This window comes from Leptospira saintgironsiae, assembly GCF_002811765.1.
GTDB lineage: Bacteria > Spirochaetota > Leptospiria > Leptospirales > Leptospiraceae > Leptospira_B > Leptospira_B saintgironsiae.
This window is the reverse complement of sequence record NZ_NPDR01000001.1, coordinates 505,161-530,332: the sequence shown is the minus strand read 5'-3', so window position 1 is coordinate 530,332 and position 25,172 is coordinate 505,161. Positions and strand designations below refer to the sequence as shown.

Below are 25,172 nucleotides of genomic sequence, written 5' to 3'. Positions count from 1 at the left end.
AATGCGCTCATGGGATGTAGTCAATCGGTATCTAGAAGAGAATAAGATCCGCTATATCTCAGCTCTCGGCTTTTTTGTATTATTATTCGTATTGATTGTCTACATTCCTTTCGTTCAAAGAAAGGATGTATATAAAGAGTTCATACTAGACCGCCTCAGAAGTTCAACGGACTTGGATATCAAGGTCGCAGATTCTGATCTGTATCTTCTTCCTTTTCCTGGGATCGAATTAAATCAAATTGAGATCCGAAAAGATAATATTCTAATCGCAGTCAGCGACAAAGTAGATATCGATATTTCTTGGTTCGGCCTAATCAAAAGAATGATAGAGATCCGAGATATTTCTATCAGTGGTGGATCCCTTCATTTAGAAAGAAGAAAAGATGGATCTTTTGATATAGTAGAATATCTGAACGGAAAGAAGAAGGAAATAGAACAGAAGAGTAACGTAAAAGAACTTCTGGATGATGTAAATTCTAGGATCGGATTTTCTACTGAGGATTTTTTCGCAGTCAGCTTGAAAAATATTGAAATAGATAATTTCACATTAGTATATAACGAACAAAGTCACGATAAAAAATACATAGTATATTTCAAAAAGTCTCAGATCTCCGTTTCCTTTTACGGAAAGGATGTAGATCTTTTATTCCAAGGAAGTATAGACGATCAACCTATTGATCTGGAGATGACAGGCGGCCTGCAAAACTTCCCAGTGAATTGGGAAAAATTGCAATTTAGCGCGGTTCTAAAAACAGAAGAACTTTCTCTATCATTACTTAGAGAAATATTCAATATTTTTCCTTCAGGAGACTTCTCCAAAACAAAACTATCCGGAAGAACGGAAGTAATAAAAGAAGAAGGTACTATTTTTAAATTTAAGGTCCGAAATCAAATTAAGGATCTTGCATATAAAGGAGGACTACCTTTCGGCAATATCAGATTGAACGTGGATTTTGATCTGGACCTTATCAATAAAAAAGTAGCCTTTCCTTTTATTGAAGCGGTTTGGGAAGGAGTAGCAAAAGCCACAGCAAAAGGAAGTGTGAACTGGAAAAATAGAAGTTTAGGCCAGTTCGATATCAAAGCAGATTATGGAGATTATCATAATCTTTTAAAACTAGGAAAATTATTCCAAGTAAGAGAAGATCTTTTCGATCCAAATTCTCCTCCAGGTATCTTCTATTTTACAGGAGAATTGAATAATATTTTCGCGTTCAAACATAGATTTGCTCATATAAAAATGGAAGCAAAGTATGTGGATCCACTTCTTTCTATTCCAAACTTCCACGCATATATCTATAATGGAGAAATATTAGGAAAAGCTAAAATATATCCTGATATTCCCAAAATAGAAGTAGAGGGAGATGCTCATAGGCTTCAAGTGGATAAAGTCCTTCTTCCTTATTTATCAGAAAAAATCATGGAAGGTGAACTTTCCAGTTGGTTCTCCTTTGAAACACAGATCAGAAATCATTCCAGAGATTCTGTGACCGAACTTTTCGCAAACATGAAAGGGATCGGGAATATCACCATTAAAAATGGAGAGCTAGTAGGTTACGCAAACTTCATGGTCCCAGTTTTGAATACCGTCGGTAAAATTATCGCATTCAAAGGTGTAGATGGTAGAGAATTAAAATTTGAAACTCTTAGATCTGATGTAAAAATTTCAGGCAACGAGATGTATTTTCCCAACATGAAACTGGAAATCGAAAACAGCGGAATGGATGTGGATGGAAAAGGTACTGTAGGTTTTGACCAAAAGATAGATATGAGATTACATCTCCGTCTAGGCGGAAAGTACATCGGCAAAGGTTTACAGATCCCAATTATCTACGCAGGGACTTTCGGAAAAAGTATACCTTATGTAGATCCAATCTGGCTTGGAAGTGTGTATACTGGTATGACCTTATTAGGCCCTTATTTGATTCCTCTCGGTGGACCTTATGCAGGCGGTGTTGCGGGGTCCGTAATCGGAGAATATGTCAGAGATCTTTGGGATGGTGTTACCGGTTTATTTGGCGGTAGCAGCTCAGAACCTGATAAAAAACAAAAAGAGAAATAATTAATACTCTTTTCTTTCCAATTCTTCTTTAGTTGGAAACACTAAATTCTGATTCATCAATTCATGGCTAAGATTCAAGAACGCTCTCGCCTTATTAAAATGAGAATCACAGATCCGGGCTTCCGTATCACAAAGATTAACTTCTTCTCTTGGACCTTTTGCAGAATATTTTAAGTTACGATTTCCATCCACGAAATGGATATAGAATAGATCGGACTCGATCCAACCGATCAAATTTCCGTAAGCGAAGTACGCAGACTCAGTCTTTTTAGGAGCGAGTAGATTTCTTCCCATTGCGGAGAAATAAGCCTCTTTACCAACAAGGCTCAAAATAGTAGGGATCACATCCAACTGAGAAGCATCTCTATCATCTATCGCAGGTAATATTTTTCCCGGGGAATATATTAAAAATGGAATATTCCTATCTTCATAATAATCTAAATAGCGATGGTGAGTATGATCTGCCACAAATATAAAGATCGTATTGTCGAAGTATTGAGATTTTTCCGCTCGATCCATAAAATCTCGCAGAGCCCAATCCGCATAATGATACACATTTAAATATTCATAGTCTCTTTCATCTTCTTTAAAGATCCGGAACTTAGGATCTGGAGCGCGATAGGGATAATGTGTGGATAATGTAAGAGAAACTCCTAAGAAAGGTTTTTTAGATTCTGAAATTTTTTCGTGAAGTACCTGAAGTACATCTGCGTCATCATAACCCCAGGCTCCGATCTTAAATCTATTCAACTTAGCGATCTCTTTTTCGCCCAAAACAGAATCGAATCCCCAATGAGGCATTAAAGTAGCTTTATTATCAAAACTTAAATCTCCACCCGTTACGAAGAATGTATCGTATCCTAAACCTTTGAAGATATTTCCTATGCCAGAAAAATTTCCTAATACTTGGTGAGTTCTGACGACGGTTAATCCGGGACGATCTGGCAATCCAGTCAAGATAGACATCATACCATTAGTTGTTCTTCCCCCTGAGGCAAAAAACCTGGTATAAAATCTGCCCTTTCTTAAAAGTTTATTAAAATTAGGGGTGAGTTCTTTTCCGAAAACTTTCCCATCACTGATCGGATCTATAAATTTTCCAGTCCAGTTTTCGAGTAGAATTAAAACTATGTTCGGAGGTTTTCCATTATTCGTTTGTTTCTGTTTTCTTAATAAAGGATATTTTTTTCCGACAAATTCAGCACCATCATAAGAAATCTCTTTTCTAACGATACGAACTGATTCTTTAGTTTCTAATTTTAAATAGTTCGGAATGGATTGGCTTTTCAAATCCATAATGGAAGTGAATACACCATTCAATGCAATATTGTTCACAAAAGAATGTCCGGAAACAATTGCATTACTTGCTCTCAAAGGAGTTTCTTGAATTCCTCCTCGGATTGCAAAAACAACCAGTACTAACACAACGAACGAGAGAATAGAGTCCCTTTTCCAAGACTCAGGTTCATGTTTATATGGATTAAATTTTAAGAAAAGATATGTGGACAAGGGTAAGAAGACTAAAACTAAAAGAGAAGCCACCACAGCTAAGAATGGATTTTGTTCAAAGGCGGATTTTAAGATCACACCCATATCCTTTCCAATGAATACAAAACCTTCGTAGCCTATATGTTTATTCGCGTTCTCGAAATAGACTATATCAGCGATCAAATGAGAAAGCATCCAAACGCTGATTAGGATTGGAAAGTATCCCCAAAAAAAATTGAAAAACTTAAATCGATTTATATAAGGAAGACAGGAAAGAAAAGCGAATGGCCCTAAGATCATTCCAATTACCGAGATATCGAACCTAAGCCCTACCAAGATTGCCCACAAAACATCCTTGGTTTCTGCCCCTTCTAATCGATAGGAATACACCCAAAGGAAAGCTGATTTATAAAGAATAAGAATGAGAACAAAGTAGATGGCGTATCCGCCGATCAATTTAAGATTGCTTGGTAAACGTTTCATCTTTTCCAATTGATTAGAATTTTAGAGAGCCTGTCGGGCAAGACAAAAAAGAGAGATACTGACTATCAACCAAAGTCTGATTTAGTCCAGATCCAAACCTTCTAACCTTAATACTTCTAAAGCGTTGCTAGACTGGACTATTCCGGATCTAATCTTATAATCGAAAGTCATTTTTCCATTCTCGATCTCTTCTCTGAAATGAAATAAAGAAAGCTCAGGCAAGTCTGCTAATTCCAAATCATGAGTTGTAATAATCCCGAAAACTCCGTACTGTCTTAACTTCTTTAAGATCCCTTTGCAGGCGATTGTTCTTTCTCTTGAATTCGTACCTTTTAGGATCTCATCTAACAGTACTAATCTGCCTTTTTGGGAATTTTTGACTTCTTGTAATATTTTTCCTAGGCGTCTGACTTCCGCGTAAAAGAAAGAGATCCCTTCTTCTACAGAGTCTTCGTTTCGGATACTAGAATGTACTTCTAAGATAGGAGTTATAAATTCAGAAGCAGGTACAGGTCCTCCTGCCATCGCAAATATTCCTGAAATTCCTAAAGCTCTTAAGTAGGTAGTTTTTCCAGACATATTCGATCCGGTTAAAAGAAGAAGTTTCCCTGGTTGCATGTGTTCCAGATCATTCGAAACTCTTTTGTCAGAAGGAATTAGTGGATGTACAAGATCTTTAGCATGGATCGTTGTATTTGATTTTTCTAATTTAGGAAAAGTAAATCCAGGTTCTATCCAGCTTAAATTTGCAAGAGGAAGTAAAGAATCTAGCTCTGCAAGATCCGACATAGATGCTTTTAGAGAAGCTCCATCCTTATTCCACCAAGAAATGTATCTTCTCCATATCCAAAGATCAAAGAAAAATAGAATATTTAAGAATGCATGTGCTAAAGGAGACTGGGTATAAGCTGCCAGATTGGAAATTTTAAGAAATTGTTTCCAAGAATTTTTGAGATCTTTCTTTTTCCAATTGGATAAGAAAACTTCTCCGTTTGTTCCGGAAAGATTAGAAGAGCGTATATAGAGAAGAAGTTTTCCTAATTCTTCTAACGTTTCAGAATCTTCCGCAATTGGTTGTAACATTTTTAAGGATCTATTTCTATAAGATCCGAAAAATGCTGAATGAAGAATAAAGATCCCAAATCCCCAGCTTTGCCCAAATAGAAAACTTCCTAATACTAAAAGCCAAACAAGAGCTAGCCAAATCGGAAATAAAACTCTAAGCGCTCCTGAAACTTTTCCAAAAGAAGATTTCCAAAAATCATTTGGCTCTTCTTCAAATAAATTGAATGGAAAATCTATCTTATTCTTTTCAGAACGTTCTGGTTGTAAATTCCCGATCTTAGGAATATAAGAAGGAAGTTTCTCTTCTTCTCCTTCTCTTCTTGCCGGGAAAGAAGCCTCGTATAATCTAAATTGTCTGAGTAACTTTTGTAAAACCTTTGCTCTTTTAGAAAGGCCAATAATTGCAGTTTGTCTTGCGATTACTTTTGATTCTTCTGGAGTTTCTAAAAAACTTTCTAAAAATTTAGAAGTTCCTTTTTGAATAACGGTGGTGTCTATTCTGGAAAAGATCCCCTTCTCCCCTAAAAAATCTAAATCTTTGGTCCAAGAAGGAAGCCCTGACTCTAATACCAGATTTTTATAATATTCTCTTTTGGACTTTGGATAATGTTTTCCATCCAATTGGATCCTGGATATCTGAGAGGTTAAAAAATCAGTCCAGACATGTAACCTTCTGATCTTCTCTCTTCTCTTTTGGTATGCAGACAATAAACGATAGAATACGACTAAGATAAGTATAGAAGGTAAATAATATAGATCAGATACAGTTCGTAAGAGATAAACTCCGACAATCCAGGAAATAAAGAATAAGAAGGAAAGTATTCTGAAAGTGGATAATAGAGAAAGGGTGGATTCTTCTTTTTGGATGATCCTGCCCAGGCGGGAAATTTCGGATCCGAGTCGGTGGACCCTACTCGTGGCGTTCATACCGCTAAAGTAACGTTCTCGTAGTTTTCAGTCTCTCTTTTGTATATTTCATGATCCAAAAGACGAACCAAAGAACCTACATCCTGCATCAACCAAGTAGAGACCATTTTACCCCTATCGCGGCCCAAAAATTTGTCCACGTAGACGTAACCGAATAGATCCGTTCCGTACTCGTATACGACGAATCTTCCCGATCTTTTGCCAGTCCTATTTTCCAGACGGATCTGCATTTTACCGAATTTACTCCGTACTTTCTTTTCGTACAAGAAAAAAAATATCTCAAGTATTTTCGCAAAGTCCCGAAGTACAGTTTGGGAGAAAGCTTCCTTTCCAAGGATGGAAATCCGGAACTTTCTCCCTTTTTTCCCGAATGGGGTCGCACGGAGGCGATTTATGATATATCCCGAAATGGATCCGGATCTACGGAGTTCCTTCGCAAAAATCGGAAAAACCTTTGCTAATCTTACAAACGACACTGCTTTACCGGAATCCGGTCTAAAAGCTGGGAATTTGTTAGACAGAAGACAAATGAAAATCTTAGTCGAAATTCGTAAAAGAAGAATCAATTCCAAACAATGGAATAGTTTTCAAAAAGATTAAAACCCAAACCAGGAACAAAAAAAGCCCCTCGATCTCTCGAGAGGCTCTCCTGAAACTAAATATTCTGTTCTTAGTATTTAGTTTTTGTAGAAGGTAACTTAACGTTCAGGATAATATCCACTTCCGTTACTTCTCCCTCTCTCACCTTAATATCAGCATTATTTAAGTTTAGATCTTCTGCGAATGTAGCCTTGATCTCATACTCTCCCGGTTTTAAATTCGTAAACCAGAAGTTACCGTTTTGGTCAGTATTCAATTTTTGGATACCGCTTACACTTGTAATTGTAGGCATAAAGATCGGCTGGTTAAGTACAGGGTTGTCCAAGGTTCTGTAGAATACTTTTCCTCGGATAGCTCCATAACCTGTCATAGAAGTTACAACTTCCAGATCATTTCTCTTATTAGGAAGAACTGCCTGAGTCTTTTGGACTTCAGGATAATCATCCGCTTGGATGGTTACCTTATGAACACCAGCTGGTACACCTTTTACAGTCAAAGTATAAGTCGCGCCTGGAATGAGTTTCCCCATTCTTTTCACTGCTCCCCAATAATTGGAAGATTCAGTAGTGATAGTCTTATCCACTTCCTTATCGTCAATAAGTACTCTGATAGAACGATTCCCAACTCTCTTCTTTCCAGAAGTTATACGGATCTCTGGAGGAAGATCGGATACTGCATAAGCTCTGTCTTGGATGATTGTAGTCTTGATAACCAAGTCACCTTTCAAATTTGTAGGAACAACCGGAGGTTCTTCGTTCGTTACAACTGGAGTTTCAGGCTCTGGTTTAGGAGGTTGAACATCCGGAATTGGAGTAGGATTTACAGGAGGTTTAACAGGCTCTACAGGTTTTGGAGGATCAGGCTTTTTTTCTCCAGCTAAGAAGATACCGGACGCGTTACCCGAAATCTGAGGTACTTGTTCGTGATCATACTTTTTAGCCATATTCACTGTTTCATCTTTAGAAGCGAAGAAGGCTTCGAGTGCAGTGATCACATTGTCCTGGTTTAAGTCCCCGTTAGAAAGAGCCTTTCCGAAATTATAAGTAAAGATCCCGTGATTGATTGTTCCGCCGACTTCGATCGCAGTTTGGTTATCATCCGCGCTGGAAATGATCGCCTTATCTTGGAAGAAAAAGTCCTGAGAGTCTTGTTTAACTGTTCCATCACTTCCTTCTGGAATTGGAACGTTAGTAGAACCTCTGGTTGCCTTTCCTTTTTTAGCGATTCCTCCAGAGAAACAACAGTCAAAAACGAAAACGGTTTTAGGAGATTTAATACCTTCTAAATAATCATTCAACTCATCATCAGAAAGGTGAGGCCTATCATAACAGATAATCAGGTTCCTCATTCCGTTCTTTGCTTTTTCATCTCTTTGAAAAGCGCCGTGACCTGAGAAATAAAGAAATACTGTATCATCTGCTTTTGCTTTAGAAGCAAGAGCCTTAATTTCTTTTTGGATATTGTTTTTGGTTACGTCTTGACCCAAAACAATTTTGATCTCGTCGAATTTTCCTACACGTTTGATCTCATCGTGTAGATATTTGGCGTCAGCCTCACAAAGATTTAATTCAGGGATTCCGGCTTTGTTTCCTTTATAGTTGGATCCGAAGATAAGGCCGAACCTTTTCTGTGCGAACACATCTGTAGAAAACAAAAAGAGGGAAATTCCGATTATGGAAATTAAGGATTTCAATCAGAGCCTCCTGGCTTGGGTGTCTCAAAATAGCAAAAAGCTAGGCTTTGTCATTATTTTTTTGCCCTAAGGATAGATACCTTCCTAGAGCAAGTACCGGACTTAAGACCTGAGATTTTCCGATTTTTTTTCCAAACTTAGAACGATTTTAAGACTTTGGACAAGAAATTTCCAACTTATGTTCCCGGTAATCTGTTCCGGTTTTCGAACAACTATGGGTTTTTAGGGATCTTTTTAATTAAGTATGGGGCGAGAAGATATTAGTAAGCATACCAAATAAAAAAGGCCGGAAAATTCCGGCCTTTTAAATCCAAGTATTAGGATTTTATTATTTACTCAGCCATTTCATCATGCTGCGTAATTTTTTACCTACATCTTCGATTGGATGTCCTGCATTTTTCTCTCTCATTTTGTTGAACTCAGGATAACCAGCTTTGGTTTCTGCGATCCAAGCTTTTGCGAATTTGGAACCATTTGCTTTTTGAATATCAGCAAGAACATCTTTCATACGAGCTTTAACACCAGCATCAATGATACGAGGTCCAGAAACATAATCCCCGTATTCTGCGGTTCCGGAAATAGAATAACGCATACGAGCTAATCCACCTTCGTAGATCAGGTCAGTGATCAATTTAACTTCGTGTAAACATTCGAAGTAAGCGATCTCAGGATCGTAACCAGCTTCAGTAAGAGTTTCGAAACCAGCCATGATCAAGTTAGAAAGACCACCACAAAGAACTACTTGCTCTCCGAAAAGATCTGTCTCTGTTTCTTCTCTGAAAGAAGTTTCAAGAATTCCTGCTCTTCCCCCGCCTACTCCGGCTGCATGAGCAAGTGCTCTTTGTTTTGCTGTTCCAGTTGCGTCTTGGTTTACAGCGATCAAACAAGGAACTCCACCACCTTCTACATATACTCTACGAACCAAGTGTCCTGGTCCTTTTGGAGCTACCATGTAAACGTCTACAGTTTTAGGAGGTTGGATGAATTCGAAATGGATATTAAATCCATGAGAGAAAACTAATGCATCTCCGTCTTTAAGGTTAGGCTCGATATCTGCTTTGTAGATGTCGCCTTGGATCTCGTCCGGAGCTAGGATTTGGATAATATCTGCTTTTTTAGCTGCTTCAGAAACGGAGAATACTTCAAAACCTGCTTCTTCAGCTTCTTTTTTGGATTTGGATCCTTCTTTAAGACCGATGATAACTTTCAGCCCTGAATCTTTCATGTTCTGAGCTTGTGCGTGACCTTGGCTTCCGTATCCGATTACGGCGATGGTCTTTCCTTTTAATACGGAAAGATCCGTATCTTTATCGTAGTATAAATTAGCCATTGTGGCACCTCGAGTTCCACCTTTGGAGTTCTAAAAAGGCGTCTTTTTTACAAAACATTGTGAAATGGCCGATTCCACAATCTAAATTTGTTTCAGTACCCCTTCGATTTCAAGAGTTCGTCCAGCTTTCTGACTCCTGGACTCTCTCCGTCTATGGACACTGCAGCTTCCAGGATCGAACGTGCTTCGTCCAAGCGACCTAATAATCTATAATTATCCGTGAGGTTGATCAGGTTCGCAAGACGATGAGGTTGAGAGGTCCGGACCTTCTCCGCCGCTTGGCTAGACTTGGAGTAATCTTTTAAATGTTTATAACATACTGAAAGTAAGAACCAGATATTAGGAGAATCTGAATCAAACTCTAAATATTTTTCAAACCAACGAGAAGAAGAATCATATTCCTTTCGATCATAATATACTTGCCCTAATAATCTTGCGGCTGCTTTGAAAGAAGGAACAGAATGTAATGCTTCTTCCAATAATACAACTGCGGTGCCGATCTCTCTTTGTTGTAATAATGCTTTAGCTTCGGTGTATTTTCTTAATACGGATTCAGGAATTCCAGTTTTGGATTCTGTAATATTCGGAGAAAGTTTTTCGTGAAATCCAATCCGTATTAAAGAAAGGTCGTCGGATAATGCACCTAAACTATGGATACGATCCACTAAACTATCTAAATCTCCTTTGGACTCTTCTACCGTTTTGAGAAACATATTCTCGTCAGAGTTCATGATCCAATTCACACCATCTTCGGTTAAATTGATATCGTCTCTTCCATCTGAACCTATATAAAGAATGTCTCCAGGCATCAGATCGAATTCTAAAATTCTAAAACTCATTTCGGAAGGAGAACCTAGTTTACGTAAAGTTAATTCTTTTTCTAAGAAAGATGCTTTTCCATCTCGAAGGAGTACCGCCCAAGGATGTTCCGCATTAAAATAGTACATCCTTCCGGTTTTCTCATTGATGAGACCAAGAATGGCAGAAGCCATCATAACTCCATCGAACGTTCTGAAAATATCATCCAACTCTCGATAAGCTTCTCTTACCCAGTCTTCTGGAGAAATATTTAAGACCTTTCCTTGGCTCGCAGATCTAGCCATGATATTGTTCATAGCCGTTCCGAGTACGATGGCTCCTCCTGCTCCTTGCATGGATTTTCCCATCGCGTCTCCGTTTAAGAACACAGACCATCTTTCTTTCTCAGAACCGAATAGAAGATTTCCGCTGATACAAATATCTCCTCCGATTTCCGATTCTTTGCTCTTAAAAACGAATTTTTTCTTTTGTTCAATATAGAAGTTAGTCGTAACAGAAGAGGAACGATTCCAATTCGTCATCAAGGGTTTACTTAATAGAGAAGTTAAAAAATAATCTCCATCCTGTTGCACCTTGAGCGACTGGATCTCTTCCATTTTTTCGGTAACTTCTTTCGTACGAGCATCCACTTTTTCTTCCAAAGTATCTGCGTACTCTTCTAACTTTGTTCTTCCTTCTAGGATACTTCCCACCATTTTGTTGAAAGATTCGGAAAGATAACCTATCTCATCTTGTACAAGTACAGGAATTCGTATCGTAAGATTTCCTAAATTTACTTCTCCTACTCCTCGGATCAAAGTATTCAGAGGACGAACCAAACTTCGATTAAAGAAGAATGGAAACAAAACCAAGATCACAAATACGAGAGAAAGAGTTAAGAATACTAACCAACTATTCGTTTCATCTAAAAACTTTCTGTAATGTAGATAAGGAAATGCGACCAGGAGAGTTCTTTCGCCTTCTTCATCTCTTACATAATAAGAATAAAATAGGTCATTAGGAGAAGGTACGTAATCTCCTGGAATTGTTTTAGGGAGATTAGTGATCGGAGTTCTTTTTAGGAAATTTCCCGATTTTCTATTTTCTAAAATTTCTTTTTGGGCAAGATTTAGATTCGGTTCTATACCTACAGATTTTATTAAAATTTTAGGCTTAGTCGAAGAATCTCCCAAAGAAATAGCATATGCGATCGAAGAACCTTCTGATTTACCTGTATTCAAAAATGTTTGGGCTTCTTTAATACTGATCTCATCAAATAAGGACTCATTTTTTAAGTTCACTACCGTAGAAAACGCCTGAGCAAAAACTAGACAGGTCGCCACCGTAATCCCAATGATCTTTGTCATAAAGGAAGTTTTATCTACTGTATTATTAATGAATAATATAGTCAGGGTAAAATATCCCAGGATCATAAAACCAACATATAATTGCTGGAACGCGTTAAATGTGATCACACCAGATCTAAACAAAAGATTCGAGACCACAGGGACTAAATAGGTTACGTCCATTCCCAAAGACATCTGCACTAAAGCTTTTCTTTCTTCCTTATCCGCTCTGATAATTTTTCTGACCTGAATAAGTATCATGACCAGAAGGAACGCAAGTAAAGAAACCGCGAGTAGATTGCCCACCTTTTGTTGGTAATTATATATCTGCCCTGTAAAATCGAATAACGGCTTATTCGTAAATATCTGATAATATGAGTAAGAGATCGTAATTAAAGAGACCCCAAGTAATGATCCAATCACATACTTTGCTTCTTTAGGATGATCATTTCTAGGATATAAGTACGCAAATATACAAAGGAAAATCGTACCAAATACGGCTGCCGGTCCTGTAACTAGTCTGTGATAAGACGCTCCTGGAAACGGAAGAATCGCCGAGAAAAAGAACCCAAAGTTGATCAAAAATACGAAAAAGAAAAGAAGAGAGAACGCGCTTGTATAATTCGCCTTCTTCTTTAGCGCAGCTAAAAAAGCAAAAATGATAAAGGTAAAGATGGAACAGATGAGCGAAGAGATCGCCCATGAGTTAAAATAAACCATGGAGCGACTTTTCTAATCCCTAGTGTTTAGAATTCAAGATTTTTCTACACAAACTAGTTCGGAAATTTTCGCAGAAGAATAACTAACCTTTGGAAGCTAGTGTTTGGGCTTCAGTTTCCAAAATTTTGATGGTTTCGGCCAACATTTCGCTCTTTCTTAACAAAGAATCCATAGAACTTTGCAAAGAAGATACAGACGTCATGATTGCATTAGCTCCAAGCGACTGTTCTTTCGAACCAGATTCAATATCAGAAGATAAATTTCTTAAAACTGAAAGGCTGTTCAAAAAACGCTCGTTCACAATTTTCTGCTCGCTCAATAATTGATTCAATTGTTTAAAACTATCTAAAAAGTTTGTGAACAAAGCATCTTGCTCTTTCACTTTTTCATTCGCAGTATGAGCGGATTTTTGTCCGTCTTGTACATACTTAGTACTTTCATTTATAATTTTAGAAATACGATCTGCGTTCTCAGAACTGCTCTCTGCAAGTTTAGAAACCTCAGTTGCAACAACTGCAAATCCTCTTCCTGCGGCCCCGGCTCTTGCGGCTTCGATAGATGCGTTCAAGGATAGAAGGTTAGTTCTATCAGCAACATCAGACATGATCTGGTTCACTTCCCCCACCGATCTGAAAGAACTTCCCAGAGATTCTAATGAAGTTCTGAGACCATCTACGAATTGGCTTACTGCTTTTCCTGCATCTAAGACTATATCCATATTACGATTCAAGTCGTTGGAATGTCCTGAGATACGATCAATTAGAGTATTAAGATTCCTACTTTCTCCCAATAGTCCTTCAATCTTTGTGAATTGATCTTTTACTGTTTCTGTAGATTGTTCCGTTTGAGCTAAAAATTCTTCCATTGTGGAACTGATCTCTTCGAAAGAAGCAGCATGATTGCTTATCACTTCCGAAAAATCGTCTGAGAAGTCTTTTAACTTTTTGGAATTCTCTTTTAAAGAAATGGCAGACTCAGTCATTCTGATCCTACCATATTCCAAATCCTCTTTGGATTTTTCGATGGCTTGCGATTTTTCTTCTTCTATACTTTTTAACTGCAAGAAGATCTTAATAACAGCAACTACTATGAATGCAGTTGTCATTAAGAATAACATCTTAGTAATTTGTTCTGACATAGCTGCATAGCCAGGAGTGATAGAAGTTATACTATCTTCTGTAAAAATAACTCCGGTATAAGCCGCATTCACTGTTACTAAACTTTGGCATAAAATAGTTAAGAAACCAGTCAAGTATACGAATCTAGGAGAGAGCAAAAGACCAGCGTACACTATATATATAACGTTAATTGTATATAGTACAACTTGTTTGATAACATTCGAAGCAAGCTTTGCATCTTCAGTGGTAGCGCCAATCATGACCAAACAAAGTACGATAACATCAGTTACTATAAAAACTTTTCCTAAAAAAGGCGATACTCCGCTTCCGAATCTAGTTTTAAGAAAAGAGTAGGTGACGTATATCACCATAGCTGAGGTCCCGAGAATATAGAGCGAGTTTTGGAATAGGGTACTTCTTTTGTAACCCATTGCAATAGATGCGAAGTAGAGCAAGGTCAGTCCGAATCTGATTCGATTGATCGTGATCGGACCTTGAGCGAGAATTTTTTCCGTTTCGGAACGTGCTACCATATTAGAAAAACCCGCCTTAGGAACATTTTTATTAACTAATATCCAAGACGGCAAAAGGGCCAATAAATCGATCCTTTTTCGTATTTTATTCGTGGAAAATTTATTGCAAAAGAACGTTAACGTTGCCCTTTATTAAGGAGTCCCTAATATATCCGATCATTTAACTGATATAGATCAATTTTCCTTTCCTAAAAGTTCTGCTTCTTCTTCTAAAACCCTGATTGTGTCTGATAAAAGTTCGCTCTTTCTCAATAAAGAATCCATCGAACCCTGTAATTCAGATATCGCTCCCATAATCATGGAGGCACCAGTATTCTGTTCGTTTGAAGAAGTTTCTATCCCGGCCGAAAGTTTACGTAATTCTGATAAACTAGCCAGAAACTGATCATTTATTTTCATCTGATCCTCAAGTAGTCCATTCAATTCATTAAATCTACCCAAGAACGTAGCAAACTGATCTTCTTGATTTCTAACCTTCTCCGAAGTTGCCGAGGCTCTATTTCTGCCCTTGTCTACATAATCATTAGATTCACCGATTATTTTAGAGATCCTTGCAGCATTTTGCCCACTGCTCTCAGCAAGTTTAGAAACTTCTGTAGCAACTACTGCGAAACCTCTTCCTGCAACTCCGGCTCTTGCAGCTTCTATAGACGCATTTAAAGAAAGTAGATTAGTACGATCTGCAACATCGGCCATTATTACCGTAACTTCTCCCACAGAACGAAATGATTCTCCAAGAGATTCCAAAGATTCAGAAAGGCCTGAAACAAATTCGGTCACTTCTTTACCTGTATTCAAAACAGAATGGATCCGACCATTTAACTCAGAAGAATAACCTGAAATTTTATCGATCAAAGATCTTAAATTTTGGCTTTCTTTTACAAGTAATTCTATTCTTCCAAATTGATCTTTAACACTAGAAGCAGCACTTTCAATCTGAGATAAAAATTCGGTTAAGGTACTTCCTATCTCATCAAAAGAAGCAGCATGATTATTGATCACATCAAAAAATTCATTGGAGAAGTTCCTTAAAGATCTGGATTTTTCCTTCAAGGAAAATGCAGCTGAATCCATCCTCTCCTTACTATTTTTCAATTCGTTTTCAGAGGTTATGATCGTGTTTAGTTTTTCCTCTTCTGCGTCACGCATGAGCCCAAATATATTGATCACACTTCTCACTATAAAGGCTATAACGATTAGAAAAATTAATTTTAAAATTTGTTCGGAAGTAGAAGCAAATCCTGGAGAAAGTACTTCTAAAGGTTCCTCGGAGAATACCACTCCATGGAGATAACAATTTAAGATTACTGCACCTTGAGCAATCGCCGATACAACTCCTGCAATAACCACAAATTTTGGTGTTAGTAGTAATCCTGAATACACAATAAGTATTACATTAATCGCATATAATATGATCTGCCTAATAATACCGGAAGACATGTTTTTGTCCGTAGAAGCGGCAAAAAACATAACACTCGCAAGTATTAATATATCTAAAATGACTGAAATCATTCCGAACGATTTCGGGATCCTTCCATTCCGATAGGAAAAAAATAAATTTATCAAGGAGACGATCGCCATTGAGATCGTTCCGCCTAGGTAAGCCATATTTTGCGCAAAGGAACTTTGTTCCCAAGAAGCAGCAAGGGAGGCTAGGATCAAAAAAACTAGTCCGATGCGGATCCGATTGATTGTCAAAGGGCCTAACGCCGCGATCTTTTCCGTGGTTCGTTCATCATTCATTGGCGCCCCCAATAATGTTTGGTTTTATCTAAAGAATACTCTAAATTGAAACCGGAGGCGCATAGAATCGATCTTATTTTTTATAAAGTGAGCAAAAACTCACATTTTAATTCCATACTCTAAGGACTATATCTTTAAAAGTTGATATTAGTCAGAAGTATAAGTGTCTACTGACGCCAATTTTTCCTTAGAACGTCCCTGATCCTAAGCACCGCTTCATTTTCAGGCTCTATATGTAGAGCGGATTGGACCATATACATTGCTCTTTCATAATTTTTTAAAGCGATATATACTTGGGCCAGATTCATTAGGTTTTTAAAATGATCCGGTTCTCTCAGTCTTAACCTTTCCCCAAAGTCCAAAGCCTTTTTCAACTGCCCTGCTTTCCTTGCCGCAAAGGAAGCGACATATAAAATTTCCTTATCTACAGGCTTGATATTTAGATAGTCTTCTGCGTAATGTGCTGCTTTGGAATAGTCTTTGAGTTTTAAGAATAATTTTACAAAATTTTTCTTCACTTCAGGGATGCGACTGTCTAGGTTCTCTGCTTCTTCCAAATAAGTAATGGCTTCTGCCACGTCTTTGTTCTGAGAAGTTTCCTTCGCTCTATTTAGGAGTTCTTTTATCTTCTGCTTTTGTTCATCATGAAGTTTCTGATCTGAATCAGCTTCTTTGAAAGAAAGCCTAATAAGAGAAAGGTCGTCGGTTAAAGGTCCTTTTCCAGTGATACAATTGTAAATTCCATCAAGATCACCCCTACCTTCTTCCACGAGTCTAAGGAAAAGTTTTTCGTCATCATTGATGATCCTTCCCCCATCTGCGTCTGTTCCAATCAGAATATCATCCCTACCGTCAGAACCAGCAATGATCACATCTCCAGGTTCTAATTGGAATGTTTTAATATAAATTCGACCCTCCATTCCGGTAGTTCCTAACTTACGGAACATCAACTCATCTTCAATAAAACTTGCAATTCCATCTCTGTACAAAACCGTCCAAGGATGTTCTGCATTAATAAAATATAAAATACCAACTTCGTCGTCTACAAGTCCCATCACAGAAGAAACCAGCATGGAGCCGTCAAAACTTTCGAATACTTTATGAAGTTCCGTAAACGCATTCTTCAACCAACGTTCCGGAGACTGATTTTTCATAATATCGACAAGTCTAGTTCTTTCTATTATAGATTCAAAAACGGATCCTAAAACGAGAGCGCCGCCTGCGCCCTGCATTGATTTTCCCATTGCATCCGCATTTAAGAATACTGTATACGACCTACCAATTAAATCTATATGATTAGAGATGTTTAAGTCTCCACCTATCTCATCATGATATCTTCTGAAGGTAAATTTTTTCTTTTGTTCTAGTAAAAAATCCACCTTTACGTTCTCATGAACTGCTTTGTTTGCACCTAAAGGTTTGATCAAAAGAGAAGTTAAGAAATAGTCTCCGTCTTGTTGTTGTTTGAGCTCTTGTACTTCTCCTAAGGTTTGTTCCAATTCCTTGGTACGTTCTTTTACTTTTTCTTCTAACTCGTTAGCGTATTGTTCTAATCTTTTTCGAGCAGACTGGATGGACCTTGCCATTCTGTTAAATGATCTTGCGATAAATCCGATCTCATCTTCTACTCTTGGTTCGAGGCGATAATCCAAGTTTCCTGAATTTACCTCCGTTAAACCAACAACTACTTCGTCCATAGGTTTGATAAGAGCATTTTGGAAGAAAAATCTGAATCCAACACTGATCACTAACATGATCGCGAGTAAACATACAACTAAGATCAATGCAGGTTCATGTATGAATGTACGGAAAGATATATAAGTGAAACCTACTTCGTATACATTTCCATTTGTAGGGTGTACAACCAAGTACGAAACATAATACTGAGGTTTCTCATCTCCTACCTTATAATATTTCGTTCCCCTATAGATCCTTTCTCCCACTTCTCTAATCGGAGTTAAGGGTAGAAGGACCGTTTTGTCCAAGTCTGATTCAGATATATCTGCCTTAAGATCAGCCTCTGCTTTTACCTTCACTTTTTCTAAAATTGCTGAAAGGCCAACTTCTTCTGATTTTAAAAGTTTATAAATTGCAGGAGCATCTGATTTAGAAGGCAGATGAGAATATTTACTTCGTACTACTTTTAGTCGTTTATTCAGATGTCTGAAAAATTCGCGTACATCTTCATCTGAAACAATGTTAGTCCCCTTAGATTCTAAAAATTCTTTCAGTCCTTCTTGGTAAGCATAGAATTCTTTGGGAGAATTTTCTAAAATTGTTTTGGATCTTTCCCATCTTGTGTTAGCAGGAAGATTTCCGAAACTCGCAAGATTTTTAGAAATATAAAAGAATCGAATTTCTAATCTATCTTCCGAATCGAATCTTAGATCCTTAAAACCTTTTTCCGTTTGAAAACGATTTTCGTTCGGATCATAGGAAGTTAAGTATGCAAATCCGTTCGGAGTTTCTCCCTGCAAAACGACCAATTTAGCTTCTTCTTTTTTGATTAGATCGAAAGAAGAATCATATCCATTTAATATTGCAAATCCCACCAACTGAAATGCGAGAAGAAAGGTAGCCATACTGACTCCTACAATCCTACTTAAGATTGTGGTTCTTTCTTTGGTTGCGTTTACATAAACGATTAGTATTAAAAATAATCCAGCTACAAGAAGAATGTCTGCAGTTTGCTGATAGACCGCCCTAGATACGGTACCTTCTCTACTTAAAGCATTTGTAATGCCTGGTAAAAGTGTAATGGTCAGGTAAGCCAGAGTGATATAAATTACGGACCTTCTCTCTGCTCCTTTTTCAACGATCGCTCTCCAGATAGCAGCGATCAAAAAAATGAAATTATAAAGGAAAACTATAAGAGAGAAAATTTTATAAAATAAATGAGTTTCAAAATCCCAATAATGACTTCCCATCACGAAACTTCTAGTAGACTTTAAGGAAAGCATAATATAGAAAATCGCGAGGGTTATAACTCCTGCATACAAGACTGCATACAAAGTAAGTCCTAATTTTTCTCTCTTAGGTGTTGGGAAATAGAAGAAGAATATAAAAAGCTGAGTATAGCCCACCATCGGAAATGGAATTACGATCCATCTATGAAAGATCGTCCAGTCTTCCGGAGAGCAGAAGGCCACCAAATAGCCAAAATGAAAAATGGTAGTGGATAAACTCGAAAGGCCTAAGTGAAATGCCGCCTTACTTCTTTCTTTGATGGTCAGAAAGAAAAAGGAAACATACAAAGAAAATAAGGAAGCGAGTAAGGATCCGAAGAAGTAAAAGTTAAAATAAAATGGGTCCATAAAAAGGGCAGCCTAAGAAATTGATCCGAAGGACGACTTCGTCAAGGAAAATGCGAAAAGAAGTCCGGACTCAAGAGACGAAAATTTTTTTACAAAACTAACAGCGAGAATTCGAAGTTTTTACGATTAACCTTGCCCACCCCAGCAGATATATTTTATTTCCTGATACTCTTCTATTCCGTACTTAGAGCCTTCTCTGCCCATGCCGGACTCTTTTACTCCTCCAAAAGGAACCTGTTCTGTTGATAAAATGCCTTCGTTTACGGAAACCATTCCTGCTTCCAAGGCTTCTGAAATTCTCCAAATCCTAGCAGGGTCGTTTGTATATACGTAAGATGCTAAACCAACGTCGCTTGCGTTTGCAATTTGTAATGCTTCTTCTTCTGTTTTGAAACTTTTTATAGGTGCAAGAGGACCAAATGTTTCTTCTTGGAAACATAATGATTTTTCGGAGATTCCCGAGAGAACGCTCGGTTCGTAAAAGTTCCCACCGAGAGAATGAGGTTTGCCTCCGATCAGAAGTTTCCCTCCTTTTTCAATGGCGTCTTTTAAATGTGAATCCACTTTTTTGACGGCTGCCGAATGGATCAAAGGACCAATATTGACTCCTTCTTCAAAACCATTCCCTACTTTGAATTTGGAAACTTCTTCCGCTAAACCATGAGCGAATTCTTCTGCGATCTTTTCCTCTACCAAAAATCTGTTTGTACAAACGCAGGTTTGTCCTGCATTACGAAATTTTGAAATAATTCCTCCGCGTATCGCTTCTTTAATATTTGAATCTGCGAATACTATAAAAGGAGCATTACCTCCTAACTCTAAAGAAATTCTTTTCACTTGGTTTGCTGATTTTTCTAAAAGTATTTTTCCAACTCTTGTGGAACCTGTAAAACTGATCTTACGAACAATTTTATTTTCTAAAAATTCATTTGCGATCGGTTCAGGCTGCCCAGTAACTATTTGAAAAACTCCGGCAGGAATTCCAGCCTCCTCCGCAAGAACAGCTAACGCGATTGCAGAATACGGAGTAAGTTCAGAAGGCTTAGAGATAACGACACATCCAGCCGCAAGCGCCGGTCCAATCTTTCGAGTGATCATGGAAGAAGGAAAATTCCAAGGTGTTAAAATTCCAGTAACACCCACTGGCTCTTTCCAAGCCATCAATCTAAGTTCTTTTCTATGAGTGGGAATCAAATCTCCATAAGCACGTTTTGCTTCTTCTGAAAACCATTCAAGATAAGATGCCGCGTAATCAATTTCACCTCTGGATTCTGCCAAAGGTTTTCCTTGTTCCCAGGTCATAATTTTTGCTAAATCTTCTTTATTATGGATCATTAGATCTGCCCAGTTCCTGAGAAATCTGGCTCTTTGTTTAGGAATTGTTTTGGCCCAATCTTTTTGTGACTTCTCAGCAAACTCCAAAGCTTTTCTTACTTCTTCTCTGGGAAGATCAGGCACTTCTCCAATTTTATCACCCGTTGCAGGATCAAATACCTGAATTGTTTTGGAGAAGGTTCTCCATTCTCCTGAATAAAAATTAGAATTTTTGAATAAAGAAGGTCGATTGAGTTGGATCATATTTTTGCCTGAAAGAAGTGCTTTCTCCAAAGATACATCTTTGTTATGATACTGAAAACCGAATTTCTATAGGCTAAAAATACAAAATAGTTTAAGGGCCAAATCTTCGTGGGACTCTTAGGATAAGGAAAAGTTCATGTCATTTGGAAAAATAAGGAATGTTATACATCAGTAAAGGGATAAGTAAATAAATGATTACAGATGTATGTGTATTGAAGAAACTCCCCCAATTTTGGACAATGGTTGTATGGGAAGAATTTTTGGTATTTCCTCAATCCTCCTACTGATCCTCACTCTCCCTCTCGAAACAATTTTAGCAGTAACGATCCAAATGAATGCGGGTCGTATTTTCAAAAAAGTTTCCATTCAAAAAGAATCGGAAACCGAGATAGAGGTGGTCGATCCAGACGGAGTCATATATAGAATCCGAAAGGATAAAATTAAACAAATCTCGGAAGATGCTCCGGATACTATTCCTGAATTTGCCTCCGACGAAAGTGTTCCAACGGGAGCGGTCAAGACATCTTCTCCTAAAGATTCACTTCCGGAACATTCTATCTTGCTTTCTCAATCTTTATCCAATGACGGTGCCTTCCAAGGTTCCGATCTATTCGGAGAAAGACAAGCGAGAAGAAACGGAACTTCTTACAAAGATTTTTACGAAGCTTATTTCCTAACTACTAGTGTAGAAATATTAGGTTTGCCTAAACAATTTAAACTTGGGCTTATCGTTATGAACCCATTGGTGGACAGAAGTAACACTGATTCGGATCTAAGATTACAATCCACACCAGGCGGCCCTGATCAAACTTATCTTTTAGATAAGTCTTTTGCTACAGGAACTTTGCAATTCGATCCAAATGAAGTAAAAACCAGAAAAGAAAAAAATGGACTCTTTGATTATATATTCACGAGAGCGATGTACGATCATGAAACCAAGCTTGGTACATTCTCGGCTGGATTTTTATTCATCAACCAAAACGATCCTAGTTATGTAATGAGAGGATATTGGGTGATCGGATGGAAGGCTCCTTTTTGGGAATGGTTAAATCCTCAGTTCTCGATTAATAATAAAATGTTAAACGATTACGGCGGGACTTTCCAAGGAACTCATAACTACCGCCTGACTCTTTCTCACGAATTTTTTAAAGGAGAAACTTTCAGGATCACTCCTAGTTTAGTAGTAGGTTACGCAGAAGTGAACGATAACACAGATCGGAAAAAAGGAATTAGCGACGTTAGCCCTAGACTCCAATTCGATTACGGAAAATTTTTCTTCGCTGCGAATATGATGTATAGAGCAACACCTGCTTTAGTGGATAATGGAACTTACACTCCGAATATCGGCGCGTATCCTGATAGCAATTCTAATGATGGATTGACTATCGATCCTGCTAAAGCTTACGGATATAAGAATGAGTTCATCATCAACTCTATCTCTTCCTTATCAAGCGATCCTGCTGTAAAAAGGGCCTTGGTGGACCATTACCAGCAGCAACATATAGTTCATGTGATCTTCTTCTATAATATAGGATACACGATCCGTATCTGAAATTTCAATTTCTCCGGTTCTAGCTGAGCCGGAGAATTACTCCATAAAATACAAAAACTGTAAAGTAGCAGCAAGCTCCATTGCAAGAGCTACCCCTATATGTATTAAAATTCCCGCATATACTGATTTGGTCCTATAGGAGATCATTCCAAGAATAAAACCTCCAAAAAAAGAACCTAATGCTTCGAATTGAGGTTTTGTAAAATGTAATAGACCATACATGAATGCCATGCCTAAAACTACGGGCTTACTTCCTACTCGAGAAGCCAAAGGAAAGACCATAAATCCTCTAAAGAAAGTTTCCAAAACTGCAAAATCTGCTGCATAAGAAATTTCGAATAAAATGATCCATAAAGCGGGCGGATAAATCAAATAACCGTCTGACATTCTACCAGCGAATCTTGGATATACGGAAAGAAAAGAAAGGGAGAAGGACGCAATTGCGATTATAGGCAGCATCAGTCCCAGTAAGAATAATACTTCTCCGAATTTTGGAGATTTACTTAAACCTAAAAACCTGTCTGGAGAATTTTTACGTAGAAGGATCCAAGCTATTGGCAACGCAATATATGCAAGAATGGTTCCCACATAGTTAATAGTAAGCATTGCAATTTCTACCGAAGAAGAACCAGCCCAGTTGAATAACTCTGAATCTCTAATCCTTGCGGAACATACAATTGCAAGAACTACTACGAAACCTAAGATTAAAGGAATCGAAGGTTTGAATTCGTTTAATTTTCCGTAAAATGCAAGAACGATTGGATAGATAACCAAAGCACCCGCTGCAAAAAATAAAAAGTAAAATAGACTTAAACCGATCTGGTTATCTTTTAAAGCCTGAGTAAAAAGTGGAGCAAATCGAAAGGAATAATTATAAGACCAGAATATTAAAAATAGGAGAAACACTCCTGCAAAAGAGATCCAATCCCTTTTGGTTTGAAAAAAATCCTTTAAACTTTCTTTTAATAAGCCCAAAATCCTTCTCCGAACCGGCGATACCCGATACGGAGAGAATTTATTTTAGCGAAACCTAGGTCTATCGTTTTCAGATCAGATTTTAGGAAAGACCACAGATGTGATCCCAAATTCTTTTTCGAATTCAAAACTAGATACAGACTTATTGTCTTTGGGAGGGATCATAGACATCGCTCTTTCAGTCATCGCTGTGATGGAAAGAGAAGGGTTTACTCCAAGATTCACTGGGATCATAGAACTATCACAAACTCTTAGATTTTTATAACCGTAAACTTTATTCTCAAAATCGATCACACCTTCTTCCGGATCAGAACCCATTACACATCCACCCATGATATGCCCAGTGATGGGCGCATTCAAAAGAACATCATTTAAAGAACTTCTAGGAATTCCTCCTATCTTCTTGGCAACCTTTCTTGCTGTTTGATTTGCAATTGGAATATAAGATGGCACCTTCTCCCCTGAACTAATTGCAGAGGTCATGGACTTTTCGAAAGGCCAGGACATTCTTCTTTTTCTTACTAACTTTACTTTATTATCTAAGGTCTGCATGACTAGAAGAATGAGAGAATTTTTAGCAAATCCAAAGGGCCAAGAAGCTTTTAAAAAATAAATAGGCTGAGTGAACATTGTGAAAAAATATTTAAGAGGCCTAGGAAAGAAACCTCCACCATCAGTAAGAACACTCGCAAGAGCTCCAAAAAAGTCAGAACCCTTAGAATAACGAACCGGCTCTATATGAGTATGTTCATCAGGATGAATGGAAGAAGTGATCGCAACTCCTCTAGAAAAGTCCACATCCTTTCCAAACTTAGTAACTCCCAAAACTGTTTCACTATTTGTACGAACATCATCTCCTAAACGAGCAGAAAGACGATTCATATGTCCAGCTTCTCTGGAACGCAAAAGTAAACCTACAGTTCCCATTACTGCGGCAGAAAGTACAACAGACCTAGCTTTAAATTTTCTTTTAGGAGAGCCGAACCAACCTGTAGTAGACCTAGTAGAAAGTTGATAACCAAATTCTCCACTCGCATTCGGATCGGGATCCCCATATTCATTTAATGGAACTAGATCAGTTACTTTTGTTTCAGGAAGGACTTTAGTCCCTAATTTCTCTGCAAAAAATAGATAATTTTTATCTAATGTGTTTTTAGAATTAAAACGGCATCCTACCATACAACCTCCGCAAAGATTACATGTAGTTCTTTCAGGACCTTCGCCCAAGAAGTAAGGATCTTTTACTGTCTGTCCTTGTTTTTCACCGAAGAATACTCCAACAGGAGTTGCTGAAAAAGTTTCTCCTCTTCCCATTTCTTGAGCGATCTCTTTTAAAATTGCATCCGATTTATCCAAGTGCGGATTTTGAACGACTCCCAACATTTTAGAAGCGACTTTATAGAAAGGAAGCATTCCATCCTTTCCTCCAATCTTTTTATATGTAGGATGGTTTAATGTTTTTTCAGAAGGAACGTAAAGTGTGTTTGCATATACTAAAGAACCCCCGCCAACACCGGCGCCGCTGACTAGAAAAAAATCTTTCAAAAGATTTAATCTTTGGATCCCGTAAAAACCTAATCTAGGCATCCATAAATATTTGTGAACAGACCAATTCGTTTTAGGAAATTCTTTTGCAGTCCATCTTTTACCGGACTCGATTACTAAGACAGAATACCCTTTTTGGCTTAATCTCATTGCGGAAACACTTCCGCCAAAGCCTGAACCTACTACGATATAATCGTAATCAAAATGAACATTTGTTTTCTCTTCTGTCTTCATACGTCCGACCTAAACATATCGATTTATTAACTCAATCCATTTTCGGACTTGACTATGCGTTCGAAAAA

15 protein-coding genes are annotated in these 25,172 nt (G+C 37.8%); 3 read left to right on the top strand and 12 right to left on the bottom strand.

Annotation, left to right across the window (positions count from 1 at the left end):
- Position 1 precedes the first annotated feature (1 nt).
- On the top strand, positions 2 to 2,062 hold the full coding sequence (locus tag CH362_RS02440) for an AsmA family protein (protein ID WP_100708746.1): 2,061 nt from the start codon (positions 2 to 4) through the stop codon (positions 2,060 to 2,062).
- On the opposite strand, the gene CH362_RS02435 is transcribed toward CH362_RS02440, so the two are convergent.
- From CH362_RS02435 to CH362_RS02425, 3 genes are all read right to left on the bottom strand, one after another.
- Positions 2,063 to 4,033 carry an LTA synthase family protein gene (locus tag CH362_RS02435; RefSeq protein ID WP_100708745.1) on the bottom strand — a complete coding sequence of 657 codons (1,971 nt, stop codon included), beginning with the start codon at positions 4,031 to 4,033 and terminating at the stop codon, positions 2,063 to 2,065.
- 81 nt (positions 4,034 to 4,114) lie between these two features.
- Positions 4,115 to 6,025, bottom strand: coding sequence for a MutS family DNA mismatch repair protein (locus CH362_RS02430; protein ID WP_100708744.1), 1,911 nt, complete (start codon positions 6,023 to 6,025; stop codon positions 4,115 to 4,117).
- Positions 6,022 to 6,255 (bottom strand): hypothetical protein, encoded by a 234-nt coding sequence (locus CH362_RS02425; RefSeq protein ID WP_100708743.1) that lies wholly within the window; start codon positions 6,253 to 6,255, stop codon positions 6,022 to 6,024. Before CH362_RS02425 ends, CH362_RS02430 begins: the two co-directional genes overlap by 4 nt.
- A 163-nt stretch (positions 6,256 to 6,418) precedes the next feature.
- Here CH362_RS02425 and CH362_RS02420 point away from each other — a divergent pair, with 163 nt between their 5' ends.
- The gene (locus CH362_RS02420) at positions 6,419 to 6,625 is read left to right on the top strand and encodes a hypothetical protein (protein ID WP_086447697.1); all 207 of its coding nucleotides are present in this window, start codon (positions 6,419 to 6,421) and stop codon (positions 6,623 to 6,625) included.
- A 70-nt stretch (positions 6,626 to 6,695) separates the two neighbouring features.
- Here CH362_RS02420 and CH362_RS02415 read toward each other — a convergent pair whose 3' ends face one another.
- The 7 genes from CH362_RS02415 to CH362_RS02385 form a co-directional block, all read right to left on the bottom strand.
- Positions 6,696 to 8,318 carry a caspase family protein gene (locus tag CH362_RS02415; RefSeq protein ID WP_100708742.1) on the bottom strand — a complete coding sequence of 541 codons (1,623 nt, stop codon included), beginning with the start codon at positions 8,316 to 8,318 and terminating at the stop codon, positions 6,696 to 6,698.
- Between the two features lie 328 nt (positions 8,319 to 8,646).
- Complete coding sequence (ilvC, locus tag CH362_RS02410; protein ID WP_086447694.1) at positions 8,647 to 9,648, bottom strand: ketol-acid reductoisomerase; 1,002 nt, start codon at positions 9,646 to 9,648, stop codon at positions 8,647 to 8,649.
- 92 nt (positions 9,649 to 9,740) lie between these two features.
- The gene (locus tag CH362_RS02405; RefSeq protein WP_100708741.1) at positions 9,741 to 12,512 is read right to left on the bottom strand and encodes a SpoIIE family protein phosphatase; all 2,772 of its coding nucleotides are present in this window, start codon (positions 12,510 to 12,512) and stop codon (positions 9,741 to 9,743) included.
- An 82-nt stretch (positions 12,513 to 12,594) separates the two neighbouring features.
- Positions 12,595 to 14,163 (bottom strand): methyl-accepting chemotaxis protein, encoded by a 1,569-nt coding sequence (locus CH362_RS02400; protein WP_100709247.1) that lies wholly within the window; start codon positions 14,161 to 14,163, stop codon positions 12,595 to 12,597.
- Positions 14,164 to 14,337: 174 nt separating this feature from the next.
- Positions 14,338 to 15,906 (bottom strand): methyl-accepting chemotaxis protein, encoded by a 1,569-nt coding sequence (locus CH362_RS02395; protein ID WP_100708740.1) that lies wholly within the window; start codon positions 15,904 to 15,906, stop codon positions 14,338 to 14,340.
- 167 nt (positions 15,907 to 16,073) lie between these two features.
- A complete protein-coding gene (locus CH362_RS02390) occupies positions 16,074 to 19,220 on the bottom strand; it encodes a SpoIIE family protein phosphatase (protein WP_100708739.1) in 3,147 nt (1,048 codons plus the stop codon).
- A gap of 126 nt (positions 19,221 to 19,346) precedes the next feature.
- On the bottom strand, positions 19,347 to 20,798 hold the full coding sequence (locus CH362_RS02385; RefSeq protein WP_208859533.1) for an NAD-dependent succinate-semialdehyde dehydrogenase: 1,452 nt from the start codon (positions 20,796 to 20,798) through the stop codon (positions 19,347 to 19,349).
- Positions 20,799 to 21,045: 247 nt separating this feature from the next.
- Here CH362_RS02385 and CH362_RS02380 point away from each other — a divergent pair, with 247 nt between their 5' ends.
- Positions 21,046 to 22,350 carry a hypothetical protein gene (locus CH362_RS02380; protein WP_100708737.1) on the top strand — a complete coding sequence of 435 codons (1,305 nt, stop codon included), beginning with the start codon at positions 21,046 to 21,048 and terminating at the stop codon, positions 22,348 to 22,350.
- A gap of 36 nt (positions 22,351 to 22,386) precedes the next feature.
- On the opposite strand, the gene CH362_RS02375 is transcribed toward CH362_RS02380, so the two are convergent.
- Both CH362_RS02375 and CH362_RS02370 read right to left on the bottom strand, forming a co-directional pair.
- Positions 22,387 to 23,325 (bottom strand): CPBP family intramembrane glutamic endopeptidase, encoded by a 939-nt coding sequence (locus tag CH362_RS02375; RefSeq protein ID WP_100708736.1) that lies wholly within the window; start codon positions 23,323 to 23,325, stop codon positions 22,387 to 22,389.
- Positions 23,326 to 23,400: 75 nt separating this feature from the next.
- A complete protein-coding gene (locus CH362_RS02370; RefSeq protein WP_100708735.1) occupies positions 23,401 to 25,104 on the bottom strand; it encodes a GMC family oxidoreductase in 1,704 nt (567 codons plus the stop codon).
- Positions 25,105 to 25,172 lie beyond the last annotated feature (68 nt).

Excerpts from the sequence above, each read along its gene's own strand:
- CH362_RS02440 (WP_100708746.1), top strand. The coding sequence starts at position 2 with ATGCGCTCATGGGATGTAGTCAATCGGTATCTAGAAGAGAATAAGATC.
- CH362_RS02435 (WP_100708745.1), bottom strand. The coding sequence starts at position 4,033 with ATGAAACGTTTACCAAGCAATCTTAAATTGATCGGCGGATACGCCATC.
- CH362_RS02430 (WP_100708744.1), bottom strand. The coding sequence starts at position 6,025 with ATGAACGCCACGAGTAGGGTCCACCGACTCGGATCCGAAATTTCCCGC.
- CH362_RS02425 (WP_100708743.1), bottom strand. The coding sequence starts at position 6,255 with ATGCAGATCCGTCTGGAAAATAGGACTGGCAAAAGATCGGGAAGATTC.
- CH362_RS02420 (WP_086447697.1), top strand. The coding sequence starts at position 6,419 with ATGATATATCCCGAAATGGATCCGGATCTACGGAGTTCCTTCGCAAAA.
- ilvC (WP_086447694.1), bottom strand. The coding sequence starts at position 9,648 with ATGGCTAATTTATACTACGATAAAGATACGGATCTTTCCGTATTAAAA.
- CH362_RS02405 (WP_100708741.1), bottom strand. The coding sequence starts at position 12,512 with ATGGTTTATTTTAACTCATGGGCGATCTCTTCGCTCATCTGTTCCATC.
- CH362_RS02400 (WP_100709247.1), bottom strand. The coding sequence starts at position 14,163 with ATGGTAGCACGTTCCGAAACGGAAAAAATTCTCGCTCAAGGTCCGATC.
- CH362_RS02395 (WP_100708740.1), bottom strand. The coding sequence starts at position 15,906 with ATGAATGATGAACGAACCACGGAAAAGATCGCGGCGTTAGGCCCTTTG.
- CH362_RS02390 (WP_100708739.1), bottom strand. The coding sequence starts at position 19,220 with ATGGACCCATTTTATTTTAACTTTTACTTCTTCGGATCCTTACTCGCT.
- CH362_RS02385 (WP_208859533.1), bottom strand. The coding sequence starts at position 20,798 with ATGATCCAACTCAATCGACCTTCTTTATTCAAAAATTCTAATTTTTAT.
- CH362_RS02380 (WP_100708737.1), top strand. The coding sequence starts at position 21,046 with ATGGGAAGAATTTTTGGTATTTCCTCAATCCTCCTACTGATCCTCACT.
- CH362_RS02370 (WP_100708735.1), bottom strand. The coding sequence starts at position 25,104 with ATGAAGACAGAAGAGAAAACAAATGTTCATTTTGATTACGATTATATC.